Source organism: Halomonas sp. BDJS001 (assembly GCF_026104355.1).
Taxonomy (GTDB): domain Bacteria; phylum Pseudomonadota; class Gammaproteobacteria; order Pseudomonadales; family Halomonadaceae; genus Vreelandella.
On sequence record NZ_CP110535.1, the window covers coordinates 3,258,383 to 3,271,117 of the forward strand.

Consider the following 12,735-nt stretch of genomic DNA (forward strand, 5'->3'; position numbering starts at 1 on the left):
TGGTGGGGCAGTAAGCTGAACGATACACACACTAACGAGGGGTTCCCCACTCTTGAGCCAGCCAACACCTCAGGCCAATCGCATCATCACCTTAAGCCTTGAACCCAATGATCCGCAGCGCCTTGCTAGCCTTTGCGGCCAGCAGGACGAGCATTTGAAGCTGATTGAAAGCCGCCTAGATGTGACGCTGCGCAACCGGGGCAATGTGTTCCAACTAGCGGGCCCAGCCAACCGCATCAAAGCAGCGGCAAACGTGTTGGAACACCTCTATCGCGAGACAGCGGCGAGCGAACTCGACGCCGATACCGTGCACCTGTTCCTGCAAGAGTCAGGGCTTGAAGCGCTGGAAGAGGAAGAAGACGGCACCGGCAGCGGCGATGAAGTGATCATGCGCACCCCGCGCACCATGATCAAACCGCGCGGGCTTAACCAGCAACGCTACGTCTCTAGCATCCGCGAACACGATATCAACTTCGGCATTGGGCCTGCGGGTACCGGTAAAACCTACCTTGCCGTTGCCGCCGCGGTAGAAGCACTCAATCAGCAGGAAGTACGTCGTATTCTGCTCGTACGCCCGGCGGTTGAAGCAGGTGAAAAACTTGGCTTCCTGCCCGGCGACCTGGCCCAGAAAATCGACCCTTATCTGCGCCCTCTTTACGACGCCCTGTACGAAATGATCGGTTTTGAGCAAGTCGCAAAACTGATTGAGCGCCAGGTGATTGAGATCGCCCCGCTGGCCTATATGCGCGGCCGTACGCTCAATAACTCCTATATCATTCTGGATGAGAGTCAGAACACCACCCCGGAGCAGATGAAAATGTTTCTGACCCGGATTGGCTTTGGCTCTACAGCCGTGATTACTGGCGACGTGACCCAGGTCGACCTACCCAAGGGCCAGCGTTCGGGGCTGATTCAGGTGCTCGACGTATTGAAAGACACTCAAGGCATCGGCGTCACCCACTTTGCCGCCAAGGACGTGGTACGCCACCCGCTGGTTCAGCGCATTATCGAAGCCTACGATATGTTTGAATCCCAGCAGGAAGTGGAAGAGCGCGCCCGCCGCGAAGTGCGCCAGCAAGAGCGCGATGCACGCATGCAGGCACGTGAAGGCGCTTGGGATAGTTCGCGATGAGTGAAGGTACAAAGAATGGATGCATCGTTGATCGCCAGGCGGCGATCAACGATCCCCAGCTCCCCTCGTTAACACAGCTTACCCAATGGGTGGACTGTGTGTTTGCTCACCACCCAGACGATCAGCGCCTTGAAGTGACTATTCGCTTTGTGGACGAACTCGAAAGCCAAACGCTCAACCGCGACTACCGCGGCAAAGACAAAACCACCAACGTGCTGTCCTTCCCCTTTGAGAGCCCGCCGGGTGTGGAATTACCGCTACTCGGCGACCTAGTGATTTGCCATGCCGTGGTGGCCCAGGAAGCGGCTGAGCAAGGTAAGCCGATTGAGCATCACTACGCCCATATGGTCGTGCATGGCATCCTGCATTTAATGGGCTACGATCATATGGATGATCAAGAGGCAGAGGAGATGGAGCAGTTTGAGCGCGAGCTGTTAGCGGAGCTAAACATCCCCGATCCCTATGTGGACCACACCCGCATGCCCAATAGTGATGACGCTTAAAAGCCTGACTCTCTATTATTTGGCGGTAGGTGCGTTAAATCACGTAGCAACTAATCTGGTACTATCCCACGTTTCAGTGATAAAACAGCTACCTGACGACCTAGTCAATGAGATAGCAACTGTCTGCCCGCAAACGAGAGAATTGACGCATGAGCGAAGACCGATCGAGCAACCCCAATCAAAAATCCTGGCTCGAGAAACTCTTTGGCGCCCTTTCCGGAGACAATGACGAACCCAGCTCGCGGGATGAGCTGATGACGTTTTTACGCCATACCGCAGGGAAACTAAAGCTGGATCAGGACGCCATCATGATCATCGAAGGCGCCCTTGAGATCAGCGACCAGCAGGTTCGCGAAGTGCTGATACCCCGCTCCCAGGTATCCGCCATCGCGCTGGATCAAACCAGCGACGGCTACCTACCGCTGATTCAGGAAACCGGTCACTCCCGCTATCCGGTGATTGGCGAGAACTTGGATGATGTAAAAGGCATTCTGCTGGTCAAAGACCTGCTCCCCCTACTCTCCCAGACACAGGCCCAGCGTGATGCGTTCAAGTTAGATGACATTTTGCGCCCGGCGATGTTTATCCCTGAATCAAAACGGCTCAACAGCCTGCTCAAAGAGTTTAGGGATACCCACAATCACATGGCGGTGGTGGTGGATGAGTACGGCGGCACCGCGGGCATTATCACCATCGAAGATATCCTTGAGCAGATCGTCGGCGACATTGAAGATGAGCACGATACCGATGAAGAGGATGATATCCGCGAATTAGAGAATGGCCATTTTGCTATTCGTGCGCTGACCCCCATCGAAGACTTCAACGAACGCTTTGACACCGAGTTCTCTGACGATGAGTTCGATACCGTTGGCGGCCTGGTAATGCAGCAATTTGGCCATCTGCCTCGGCGCGGTGAACACACCATTCTAGGCGGCTGGCGATTTGTGATTCTCAATGCCGACACTCGGCGCATTCGTCTACTCGAAGCCTACCGCGACACCCGCCGCGGTGATGAAGAGGATGATGACCAGGAGAACAAGCCCGACTAGGCGCTTGCTGTCGTGCTGCTCTCTACCCACTTTCTTGCACCTTACCGTAGATAGGTTATCGCTATGGGTTTCCCCCCCGCGTTTTTGTTACAGCTGCTTGCTGCCCTGGTGGCGGGCGGTTTCACCACCCTAACGGCTTCCCCTTTTGAGCTTTGGTGGCTAGGTCCGGTGGCGATTGGTCTGCTCTATGTTGGCCTGCACACCTTAACCCCCGCCCAGGCGGCTCTGAAAGGCTGGTTATACGGCGTGGCACTGTTCGCCAGCGGCACCTCATGGGTGTATGTTTCTATCCACGACTACGGCTACACCGGCGTACCGCTAGCTGTTTTCCTCACCGCGCTGTTCGTGACGATTCTGGCGCTGTTTTTTGCTGGCACTTTCTGGCTCTATCGACGCTTTACCTCCGCCCGCCTCGCGTTTATCAGCTTTGCGGGCGCCTGGGTGCTGGGCGAAGTGCTGCGTACCTACCTGTTTACCGGCTTCCCCTGGCTACTACTGGGCTCTGGTTTTGTCGATTCGCCGCTGGCCGCCTGGGCGCCCGTTGGCGGCGTCTACCTGCTCTCGCTGCTAGTCGCACTTAGCGGCGCGCTGGGGGCTGAGCTGCTGCTTCGCCGCCAGTGGTGGACACTCGCCCCCCTTGCGGCTATTTGGTTAATCCCCCTGGCACTCCCCCAACAATGGACCACGCCAGAAAGCGAACCTACCCGTGTGGCACTGCTACAGGGCAATCTGCCGCAGCTGTTGAAGTGGACGCCCGAAGGGCAGCGCACGGCGGCGAATACCTATAGTGAACTCACCCGCGAAGTCGCTGATGAGGTCGACCTGATCATCTGGCCAGAAACCGCCCTGCCAATGATGGAAACCCAGGCTCGCCCAGTCCTGGAGCGGGTGCAAGCGAACCTGCCCCCCGACGTCGCCCTACTCACCGGCATCGTTCAGCGCGACGAACAAGAGCGCTACTTCAATAGCGTGATTGGCGTTGGCGACGTAGAAGGCAGCTACCAAAAAGAGCACTTGGTGCCTTTTGGTGAGTACCTGCCGCTGGAGAGCATATTGCGCGGGGCGATCGATTTTTTCGACCTACCCATGTCCACGTTCACCAAAGGTGCAACGGAGCAAACGCCGATGCAGGCCGCCGGGATCTCAATTGGCAATGCCATTTGCTATGAGATCATCTACCCGCAGTTGGTCGCTCGCCGAGCCCAAGACAGCGGTGTGATCATGACGGTGTCTAACGATACCTGGTTTGGCGCCTCGATCGGCCCCCACCAGCACCTGCAGATGGCACGCCTACGTGGGTTAGAGAATGGTCGCTATGTGGTGCGTGCCACCAGTAACGGCATTACCGCTATTATCGATCCCAATGGGCAAATTGTTGAACGCGCCCCACAGTTTGAAACCACAACGCTTACTGGCGAGTTCTACGCTATGGAGGGCCTGACCCCCTTCACTCGCTTGGGTAGTTGGCCTGCTTGGTTGCTGGCTGGGTTGATGATCTTACCGGGTATGCTAGCAGCAAGAACCACCCGTCAGGCGTGAAGCTGAAATGACAACAGGCAGCTGCGGCAGTGGGTTACCGCAGCGTGCCTCAGTTTAGCCGCGACTATAAGCGCTACTTTGGCGAGCCGCCGCTTCAGCATCGCCGCCAGGAACAGGCGTTACGAGCTTAAAACGAGATTTAACGCAGGGCTTATTTAGCAAAATTTATTTTGCAAAGACCTGGCTCATATCTTTAAACGCTTTGAATTCCAGGGCGTTGCCACATGGGTCGAGCAGGAACATAGTGGCCTGCTCGCCGACCTCGCCTTTAAAGCGCACGTAAGGCTCAATCACAAACTGTGTATCCCTCGCTTTCAAGCGCTCGGCCAAGGCCTCCCATTCGTCCCACGTCAAGATCACGCCAAAGTGCGGCACCGGCACGTTGTGTCCATCTACCGGATTGGTGTGTGCGCTCTCTTGCCCTGGCGTTTTGGGCTGTTCATGAATGACCAGTTGGTGGCCAAAGAAATTAAAGTCGACCCACTGCTCGCTGGAACGCCCCTCTTCCAAACCAAACACATCGTTATAAAACGCCCGGGCTAGCGCAACATCGTAAACGGGAATCGCCAGATGGAAGGGTGAAAGGCTCATGGTCATTCTCCATATTATGGGAAGTTATCAGGGTTAGCGGGCACTTTATAAGGCTCCACTCTGTTCATCCTAAGGCGGCTCATGGGAAAATAAAATCAATAACTATTTAGCTGATTCACAAAAAGGATTTATCAATGATCCGCGAGCTAAAAACGCTTATTGCGGTTGCACAGGAAGGCACCTTCGCCGCCGCAGGCAACAAAATCGGCCTGACTCAAGCAGCGGTCAGCGCACAGATGAAACGTCTTGAGGAAGCGCTGGGTATAGCCCTGTTTGAGCGCAAAGGGCGGGGCGCCATATTGACCCAGCGTGGTCAGGAAACGTTAAAGCAAGCCCATGCGCTGCTCACCCTCTACAGCACACTGGGTGACACCACAGCGGGTCAACCAGCCAATCAACGAGTCAACATTGGCGCCATCGCTTCGATACAGCGCTCGCTGTTGCCCGATGTGCTAGCTCGCTTTCATCACCTCTATCGCGAATGTCGCACTCGCGTAGTACCTGGGCTATCTATGCAACTAGTGAATCAAGTCGACGCTGGGGAGCTGGACATGGCAGTGATTATTCGCCCGCCCTTTTCACTGCACAGCGATTTGCGCTGGACGCCCCTAGCCCATGAGCCTTTTCGATTAATCGTCCCGCACCATATTGACGGCGACCAGTGGCAGGAACTCATCACCCAGCAGCCGTTTGTCCGCTATGACCGTGCCTCTTTTGGGGGCCGTCAGGTAGATCGCTTCCTTCGTCACAATCACTGCAACGTGCGTGAAGTATGCGAAGTCGATGAACTGGAAGCCATTGTTAAACTCGTCGCCAAAGGAGTAGGCATTGCCCTGGTGCCCCAAGCGATAGCACAGCCACGCTGGCCATCGGGAGTGCGTGCGATTGATTTAGGCGAGCGCACTTTTCACCGCGATGTGGGTCTGATTCATCCTACCAGCGGCCATTTAAACGAACCCGCTAGGGCGCTTGCTCATCTGATTGGTGAAATCGCCCAGCGACCTGAAAAAGGAGTAAATGGATGAAGCCAGAGGATCTGGAAAAATTAGTGACGCGTACCATGCCCTTTGGCAAGTATGAGGGTCGGCTTATCGCTGATCTTCCCGGCCCTTATTTAAACTGGTTTGCACGGGAAGGGTTTCCCTCCGGGGAGATTGGTCAGCTGCTGCATTTAATGCATGAAATCGATCACAACGGGCTTGGCCCGCTGCTTGATCCACTGCGTAAAGCGCCGAGTCAGCGTGGCGAAATCTAAGGATTTGCGGTTTTATCGGCTTTCTAACGCTCGTTCAGAGCACGCTGAAATTCAGCCCGATAAGCCGTCTCATGCTGTACAGTATCCGCAGGAAAGCGGCCTAGGGCGACCGCCAGTTCAAAAAAGCCAGCCGCGGGCAGACCATCGCCTCGGCGGCTGACGACAAGTGCCGCAATAAAAGGCTTCTGCTGGGCAGCGTCTTCACGCATTAACTGCTCTAACGCCTGGGTGACTTGAGCAATAGTGCGCGGCGGCGTGAGCGCTAGTGCACTAGCCACCTGCTGATACGTCATGGGTAGAGCATCAGGCGGTGCACTGAGCAGTAGCTGGCGAAGCGCGGCTACGTTATCGGTCATATCTATCCTATCGTCTGGTTTAAAACGTTCACACTGCCCATTGGCGAAGTATTTGTGCTAAGAATAGCGAAATACGCGGTGATAAGGAGAGAACATGGTAACGCGACTAACAACGGTACGCTCTCGTGGAGGCCGTTGGCCAGGTATACTGGCTGGCTTGGCCATTCTGCTGCTAGCGGTGGCGGCCCTAATAATGGCGGGCGCTGGGCCTGCTTACCGGGGCGAACTCGTCAGCTTAGGTGAGGCGTTTAACTTACTTCGCAACGGCGTCTATGCCGCCGGAGCCGCAATAGCGATCAGTATTATCACGCTGCTGTTTAGCATGCTGGTGCGTCGTTCCAGGCCGGCATTCATCGCCACACTGGTCATCGTCGCCGCGGCTGCACTGCTTTACATACCCTGGCAGCATTGGCAACGCGCTCAACAGGTGCCCGCGATTCACGACATCACCACAGATACGCAAAACCCTCCTGCCTTTGAAGCGTTAGCTGACGCACGAGAAGCGGCACCTAACGCGGTCGACTATCCAGGCGATACCACCGCTCAGCAGCAGCAGGCTGCTTACCCTTATATCAAGCCACTGATCCTGGACGAAGCGCCGCAAACGGTGCTGGCTGCCGCCCAGGCTGAGGCCGAGGAGGCGGGCTGGCGGATCGCCCGTATCACCGACAATCACATAGAAGCCACCGCAACTACCCGCTGGTTTGGCTTTGAGGATGATGTGGTCATTCGCTTAACCGAGATTGAAAACGGGGTGCAGGTAGACATGCGCTCGGCATCGCGCCTGGGCGCCAGCGATGTGGGCACAAACGCGGCAAGAATCGAAGCGTTTTTAACGTCGCTGGAAGCGCGGCTTAAATAGCTCGTATTCGTTAATGTATCTGATCGCGCTTATGGCTATCTTCGCGCGCTAAAATTTGCTCAGCATCCAGGGTGGCGATAGGCACCTGGTGATGGGTGGGGATATCTCCACTCAACTGAAGCGCTTGATAACGCAGGGCACAAACGCGTAAAAACGAGGTGAAGTTACCCAAATCATGCCCAGCGTCAATGGATTCGTGATACAGCCGGGTAATCATTTGCGCGGTGTTCATTCCATCCCGCTGGGCAATCTCTTCAAGAATGTGCCAGAAGTAATTCTCCATACGCACGCTGGTGACCATACCATCGATGCGCAGCGAGTGCGTCTCGCTGCGCCAAAGCGACGGGTCGGCTTGAATAAAGAGCTTACACATGGGCGTTGTCTCTCGTGTCTTGGTATCTACGCTTAGCATAGCGGCATTTATGGACACGGCAAACAAGAGCGCCCGGCAACTGCCGGGCGCAAGCGTCATAAGTTCCTGCGACCAATATCACTTATTCAGTAGTGTCATAAACTGCGCAAGCCAAGCTGGGTGTGCAGGCCATGCAGGGGCAGTAACCAGGTTGCCATCGGTTACCGCATCGGTTACTTCCAGATTGGCAAAGTGACCACCGGCAAGCTCCACCTCCGGCTGGCAGGCCGGATAAGCGGAGCACTGCTTCCCTTCCAGTACTTTTGCAGCGGCTAATAGCTGAGCACCATGGCAAATCGCCGCCACGGGCTTGTTGGTCTCAAAAAAGTGCTGAACCATGGTTAGCACCTCTTTGTTCAAACGAAGATATTCTGGGGCACGGCCACCAGGCACCACCAAGGCGTCGTAATCGGTGGGGTTAATGCTGGCAAAATCGGCATTCAATGCAAAGCGGTGGCCGGGCTTTTCGGAGTATGTTTGATCACCTTCAAAGTCATGAATTGCCGTCGCCACCGTATCGCCTGAGGCTTTCCCAGGGCAGACAGCATCGACACGGTGGCCAACGGCCATGAGTGCCTGAAATGGCACCATGGTTTCATAATCTTCGGTGAAATCACCGGTGATCATTAAAATGCGCTTGCTGCTCATCTCAGTGCTCCTCTTATCTATCTTATGGTTATTGATCGAGTGTTTGAGCACACGCGGGGCGTGTTAGATCAGACTAGCAAGCGCGCCCAGCCATCGGGTAGTAGGTCAATACTACAGTGAAACTTCCTTCTGCGGCGGCAGCGTCAGTTGAGGTTGTCCGGCATGGTCGCTAACACGGAAGCGCCCTACCAGCGCATGCATGTCACCGGCACGATCATCCAACGTGTGGCTGGCAGTGGTCGCTTCTTGTACCAAGCGGGCATTCTGATGGGTCACTTGATCCAACTGCGAAATCGCCTGGTTGATCTGGTCGATCCCAGCCGATTGCTCATGGGTCGCTCCCGCAATTTCGGTAACATAGCGTGTTACCTCACTCAGGCTATCAATGATTTCCTGCAGGTGTTTGCTTGAGGCGTTTACCAACTGCTCACCTTCGCTTACCTTGGCGACACTATCGTCTACCAAATGGCGAATTTGGGCGGCTTCTTCGGCGCTGCGTCCGGCTAGTTTGCGAACCTCCTGGGCCACCACGGCAAACCCACGCCCCTGCTCTCCTGCACGCGCCGCTTCAACAGATGCGTTGAGCGCCAGCAAGTTGGTTTGAAAGGCTATATCGTCGATGGCTTTAATGATCGAGGTAATTTTCTCGCTTGCCTCGCGAATATCACTCATCGCCGACGTCGTGCGCGTGGACACATCGCCTGCGGCGCGGGCACGCTGATCGACATTGCCGCTGGCGTCTTTGGCCTGATCAGCATACTCAGCGGTTTGCTTCACCGTGGCAGTAATCTCTTCCAGACTTGAGGCCGTTTCCGCCAATGACGCCGCCTGTTGGTCAGTACGCTGGGAGAGGTTTTCATTACCGGCGGCAATTTGACGGCTGCTGGCCGCGATGGCTTCAGCGCTTTCGCGGATTTGCGCCACCATGCTTTCAAAGGTATCCATCATATTATTGAACGCTTGAGCAGTTTGGCCCACTTCGTCGTTACGCTTTAGCTCAAGGCGCATGGACAAGTCGGCATTTTCACCCGCGGCGCCGCTGATGTTTTCCATCTGCCGACGCATGGCGACTAAGGGCCCCAAGACACGCACCATGGTGCGCCAGCCAAAAATCGCAAGTAACACGATAACCGCTAGAGTGACCATGATCAGTAACGAGCGACCAGCGTTGGCTAGCGTCTCTGCTTGCGTTGCGGCACTATCCGCCTGAGCAACGGTGTACGCTTCGACATCACTTAGCGCCGTGCGCATCTGAGTCATGGCTTGGGCAACATTAGTGAGCGCCGCTTGCACCTGGGCGCTTAACTCCAACTGCTGTAAACGAAGCTCATAGACAGCGTTATCATCGGATACCATCAACCCATCCAGCTCTACGATGACATCATCTAAATCGTTGATTAGCGCGCGCTGATCTGCTTCGGTGCTAGGAGCGTCGGCGATCGCCGCCAGTGATTGGCGAGCTAAACCCACCTGCTGAGAAATTTCATTGTGGCGCAAGTTGACCAGTGCATCGGCGCTATTCGTCTGCATCATCTGGCGTCCAAGGTCAGATAGCTGCGCTAATGCCATACGTGCATTGCCGCTTAAGCGGCCGATATCCGCTTGCACCGTATACATATTATCTAATAACTGCGTAGGCAGCGTGGTCATGCCATCTTCGCGCCAAGCTTCCATTAACACGCGCTGCTCACGGTCACTACGTACCTGTGCTAACGCCGTACGCCCGGCAATATCTTCGGCACTTAGCATTACTTGAGAAATAAGCGCTTGCATTGCGCTGATGCGCTCAGCCATCTGGGTCTGTAGGCTCAGCTCTTCACGGCGTACGGCCTCCAGCGCCGTATCTCCCTCAAGCAATGCTTGATAGTGGCTATCCAGCTCACTCAACCCTTGCCCTTGACCAACCTCATGGAGACCTTGCCGTGCATCATTAAAACGCTCATCCAGTGCCGCTTGAGTGGTGGCCTCATCTATACCAGTCATGCTTTCTGCGGCAAGCAAATCCGCATGGCGTTGGCCAAAGGCCCCCATGGTAAGCACCATGCCCATGCTGGCATTCTGAAGCGGCAATACTTCATTGGTAATATATCGCTGGGAGTCGATCAGCCGTTGGTTGGTCGTCCAACCGGTTGCCGCCAGTACCACGGCGCCCAGCACCGCTGCTAAGAACAGGCTGATCAGCATTGCTCGAATACTTAAGGTTTTTTTCATTATCTGTTTTCACTTGTGTCAGGGTCTTACAGGTAACGTAAGCTTTGTGAATCGAAGCTTTAAGGCAACAAGCTCGCCCACTCCACCGACTCGAAGCGGCCATTGGCAATAATAGTTGGCCACACCGCATCACTGGCTTGATGGTCGTTCGGTCCCAAGCTAACGGGCTCTTCCAGTCCAATATCAACCGACCCCAAACCGAGCAAGCCATCCACGATAGCGTCACGGTCTGGGTTGGCACCGGCGGCTTTCACACCCTCCACAAAGAGCTTCGCGGCCAGGTAACCTTCGAGCGAAATGAAGTCCGGTTCACTACCACTGGCATGGGCATCCAACGCTGCACGGTAAGCTTCTACGGCGGGCAAGTCAGCATCCAGGGGGGGCACTACCTGAGTAATAATGACGCCTTCGGCCAGTTCACCAAGTTCATCCATAAGCGCCTGGCTACCCACAAAAGAGACATTCAAAAATACCGCGTCAGGTAAGTCGTTTTTCGCTTCACGAATAAAATCAGCGGCGGGGCCGTAGGTACCGACAATGATAATGGCGCGAGGCGTCACTGGTGCTTCCAGAATAGTCGCTAGCCCCTGATGGATATTGCGCGTGCCACGCGTAAAACGCCCATGGGCGAGTGCTGCGATATTATCGACGCCATGGGCAGTTAATGCCTGGATGGCACCATTGTATCCCGCATCGCCAAAGCTATCGTTTTGGGTAAAGAAGGCAATTTCTTCGGGCAATACACCGGCTTCCAGCAACCCATCCACCATCGCGGCAGTTTCTTGTACGTAGCTGGCCCGGTAGTTGATCACGTAGCGATCAGGCGGCGACTTGCGCAGCACCCCGGCGCCGGTAAAAGCACCGTAAAGCAAAGTCTTATATTCATTATAAATGGGAATGGTCACCGTAGCGGTGGGTGTGCCGACATTACCAATCGCCGCCAGTACATCGTCATCCTGAATCATCTGTCGGGTATTGCTGGCGGCTTGTAGCGGTTTGTACTGATCATCTCGTGCAATCAGCGACAAATTTTCGCCATTAACCCCGCCCGCCGCATTGACCTCGGCAAAGTAGGTTTCGATACCTTTTTGCATGCCCAACCCAAGCGGTGCAGCGCCTCCACTGGACGGGGCGACAATGCCAAAGGTAAGCTCTGCCTGCGCAAATAGGGGAGCAAACACTCCGCCTAATACAGCCATTGTGAATAAAGCCCTTTTTAGCAAGGTCTTTCTTAACAACTTGGTTCCCAATCGTCGCATTGATCTGCTCCTTAATAGCTAGATCACTTCCCCACGTAAGTAGCATGGGCGAAAGTGCGTAGCTTTCCCCTCACACTTTCGCCACATTACCGAACTTTTGTTTATTGCTATCTGAGTATTACTGTCTGTGTATTACTATCGGCAGGAGAATATACGACTAAAGGTTAATTATCGTTAATTAATGAGTAACGTTTGTTACCCACTCTGTAACACTCACTCACAAGCTGACAAAGCAAGCCAAATGATCCCAAAAATCATGCTCTTAAAATCTCAACCGGTTGCTAAGCGGGCCTTTCGATAGCGAAACGATCGCTAATGCGGATGTAATCGCTGCCTGCTAGACGTCCAACAGGTTTGAGTAAATCCATATCCACATGGCGACCGTCCCACAGCGAATCATCAATATGGATGGAGACGACTTGAGCCAGTACTAATGTGCCTGCCAAGGGTTGATCTCCAAAGCTAATCATATCGAACAGTTTGCAACCAAACGCCACGGGCGCGTTGGCAATCCGCGGCACGCTAACGCCCATCATTTCAGCCTTTTCAAGCTCTGCCAGGGCAAACTCGTCCTCCCCTGGCGGCAAACTGGCACTGGTGGTATTCAGCGCTTCAATGAGCCCTTCACTACCCACGTGCACGACACACTCTGGTACTTCATTTAAATTGCGCACGGTATCTTTACGTTCGCCGCTACCATTCAGTAGCGGCGAAAACGCCAGCACTGGAGGGTTTACGCTGGCCACATTAAAAAAGGAAAACGGCGCCAAATTGGCATTTCCCTGCTTATCCTGGGTAGATACCCAGGCAATGGGCCGTGGGCAAACGCTACCGGATAGCAGCCGGTATATAACCCCCGGGCTTAGCGGTGCATCCTCTAATAGGTAATCACTCATTGATGACTCCTTGGTGGCAAGA

The 12,735-nt window shown here is 54.8% G+C and carries 14 protein-coding genes and 1 pseudogene; 8 read left to right on the forward strand and 7 right to left on the reverse strand.

Features of this window, described 5'->3' with window-relative positions:
* Window positions 1-52 precede the first annotated feature (52 nt).
* The 5 genes and pseudogenes from OM794_RS15170 to OM794_RS15190 all read left to right on the forward strand — a co-directional run.
* Window positions 53-1,132: a PhoH family protein gene (locus tag OM794_RS15170; protein WP_088699213.1), complete on the forward strand. Its 1,080-nt coding sequence runs from the start codon at window positions 53-55 to the stop codon at window positions 1,130-1,132.
* Complete coding sequence (gene ybeY, locus OM794_RS15175; RefSeq protein ID WP_226247188.1) at window positions 1,129-1,635, forward strand: rRNA maturation RNase YbeY; 507 nt, start codon at window positions 1,129-1,131, stop codon at window positions 1,633-1,635. The genes OM794_RS15170 and ybeY overlap by 4 nt, the downstream gene beginning before the upstream one ends.
* Window positions 1,636-1,784: 149 nt before the next feature.
* Window positions 1,785-2,684: an HlyC/CorC family transporter gene (locus OM794_RS15180; protein WP_226247190.1), complete on the forward strand. Its 900-nt coding sequence runs from the start codon at window positions 1,785-1,787 to the stop codon at window positions 2,682-2,684.
* A gap of 63 nt (window positions 2,685-2,747) precedes the next feature.
* Window positions 2,748-4,223 carry an apolipoprotein N-acyltransferase gene (lnt, locus tag OM794_RS15185; RefSeq protein WP_226247192.1) on the forward strand — a complete coding sequence of 492 codons (1,476 nt, stop codon included), beginning with the start codon at window positions 2,748-2,750 and terminating at the stop codon, window positions 4,221-4,223.
* Window positions 4,224-4,237: 14 nt separating this feature from the next.
* Window positions 4,238-4,354 (forward strand): annotated as a pseudogene (locus OM794_RS15190) (AraC family transcriptional regulator); the annotation flags it as partial.
* A 34-nt stretch (window positions 4,355-4,388) separates the two neighbouring features.
* Here OM794_RS15190 and OM794_RS15195 read toward each other — a convergent pair.
* On the reverse strand, window positions 4,389-4,814 hold the full coding sequence (locus tag OM794_RS15195; RefSeq protein WP_226247194.1) for a VOC family protein: 426 nt from the start codon (window positions 4,812-4,814) through the stop codon (window positions 4,389-4,391).
* A gap of 134 nt (window positions 4,815-4,948) precedes the next feature.
* Here OM794_RS15195 and OM794_RS15200 point away from each other — a divergent pair, with 134 nt between their 5' ends.
* A complete protein-coding gene (locus OM794_RS15200) occupies window positions 4,949-5,839 on the forward strand; it encodes a LysR substrate-binding domain-containing protein (RefSeq protein ID WP_226247196.1) in 891 nt (296 codons plus the stop codon).
* The gene (locus OM794_RS15205; RefSeq protein WP_226247198.1) at window positions 5,836-6,069 is read left to right on the forward strand and encodes a DUF3820 family protein; all 234 of its coding nucleotides are present in this window, start codon (window positions 5,836-5,838) and stop codon (window positions 6,067-6,069) included. The genes OM794_RS15200 and OM794_RS15205 overlap by 4 nt, the downstream gene beginning before the upstream one ends.
* 23 nt (window positions 6,070-6,092) lie before the next feature.
* On the opposite strand, the gene OM794_RS15210 is transcribed toward OM794_RS15205, so the two are convergent.
* Complete coding sequence (locus OM794_RS15210) at window positions 6,093-6,425, reverse strand: hypothetical protein (RefSeq protein WP_226247200.1); 333 nt, start codon at window positions 6,423-6,425, stop codon at window positions 6,093-6,095.
* Between the two features lie 94 nt (window positions 6,426-6,519).
* Here OM794_RS15210 and OM794_RS15215 point away from each other — a divergent pair, with 94 nt between their 5' ends.
* Window positions 6,520-7,287, forward strand: a complete 768-nt coding sequence (locus OM794_RS15215; RefSeq protein ID WP_226247202.1) for a DUF1499 domain-containing protein — start codon at window positions 6,520-6,522, stop codon at window positions 7,285-7,287.
* Between the two features lie 10 nt (window positions 7,288-7,297).
* Here the strand turns inward: OM794_RS15215 and OM794_RS15220 are convergent, their stop codons facing one another.
* From OM794_RS15220 to OM794_RS15240, 5 genes are all read right to left on the reverse strand, one after another.
* Window positions 7,298-7,660, reverse strand: a complete 363-nt coding sequence (locus OM794_RS15220) for a ribbon-helix-helix domain-containing protein (RefSeq protein ID WP_226247204.1) — start codon at window positions 7,658-7,660, stop codon at window positions 7,298-7,300.
* Between the two features lie 117 nt (window positions 7,661-7,777).
* The gene (locus tag OM794_RS15225; protein ID WP_226247206.1) at window positions 7,778-8,347 is read right to left on the reverse strand and encodes a DJ-1/PfpI family protein; all 570 of its coding nucleotides are present in this window, start codon (window positions 8,345-8,347) and stop codon (window positions 7,778-7,780) included.
* 111 nt (window positions 8,348-8,458) lie between these two features.
* Window positions 8,459-10,558: a methyl-accepting chemotaxis protein gene (locus OM794_RS15230; protein WP_226247208.1), complete on the reverse strand. Its 2,100-nt coding sequence runs from the start codon at window positions 10,556-10,558 to the stop codon at window positions 8,459-8,461.
* A gap of 59 nt (window positions 10,559-10,617) precedes the next feature.
* Window positions 10,618-11,757: an ABC transporter substrate-binding protein gene (locus tag OM794_RS15235; protein WP_226247210.1), complete on the reverse strand. Its 1,140-nt coding sequence runs from the start codon at window positions 11,755-11,757 to the stop codon at window positions 10,618-10,620.
* A 341-nt stretch (window positions 11,758-12,098) separates the two neighbouring features.
* The gene (locus OM794_RS15240) at window positions 12,099-12,713 is read right to left on the reverse strand and encodes a flavin reductase family protein (protein WP_226247212.1); all 615 of its coding nucleotides are present in this window, start codon (window positions 12,711-12,713) and stop codon (window positions 12,099-12,101) included.
* Between the last annotated feature and the right edge of the window lie 22 nt (window positions 12,714-12,735).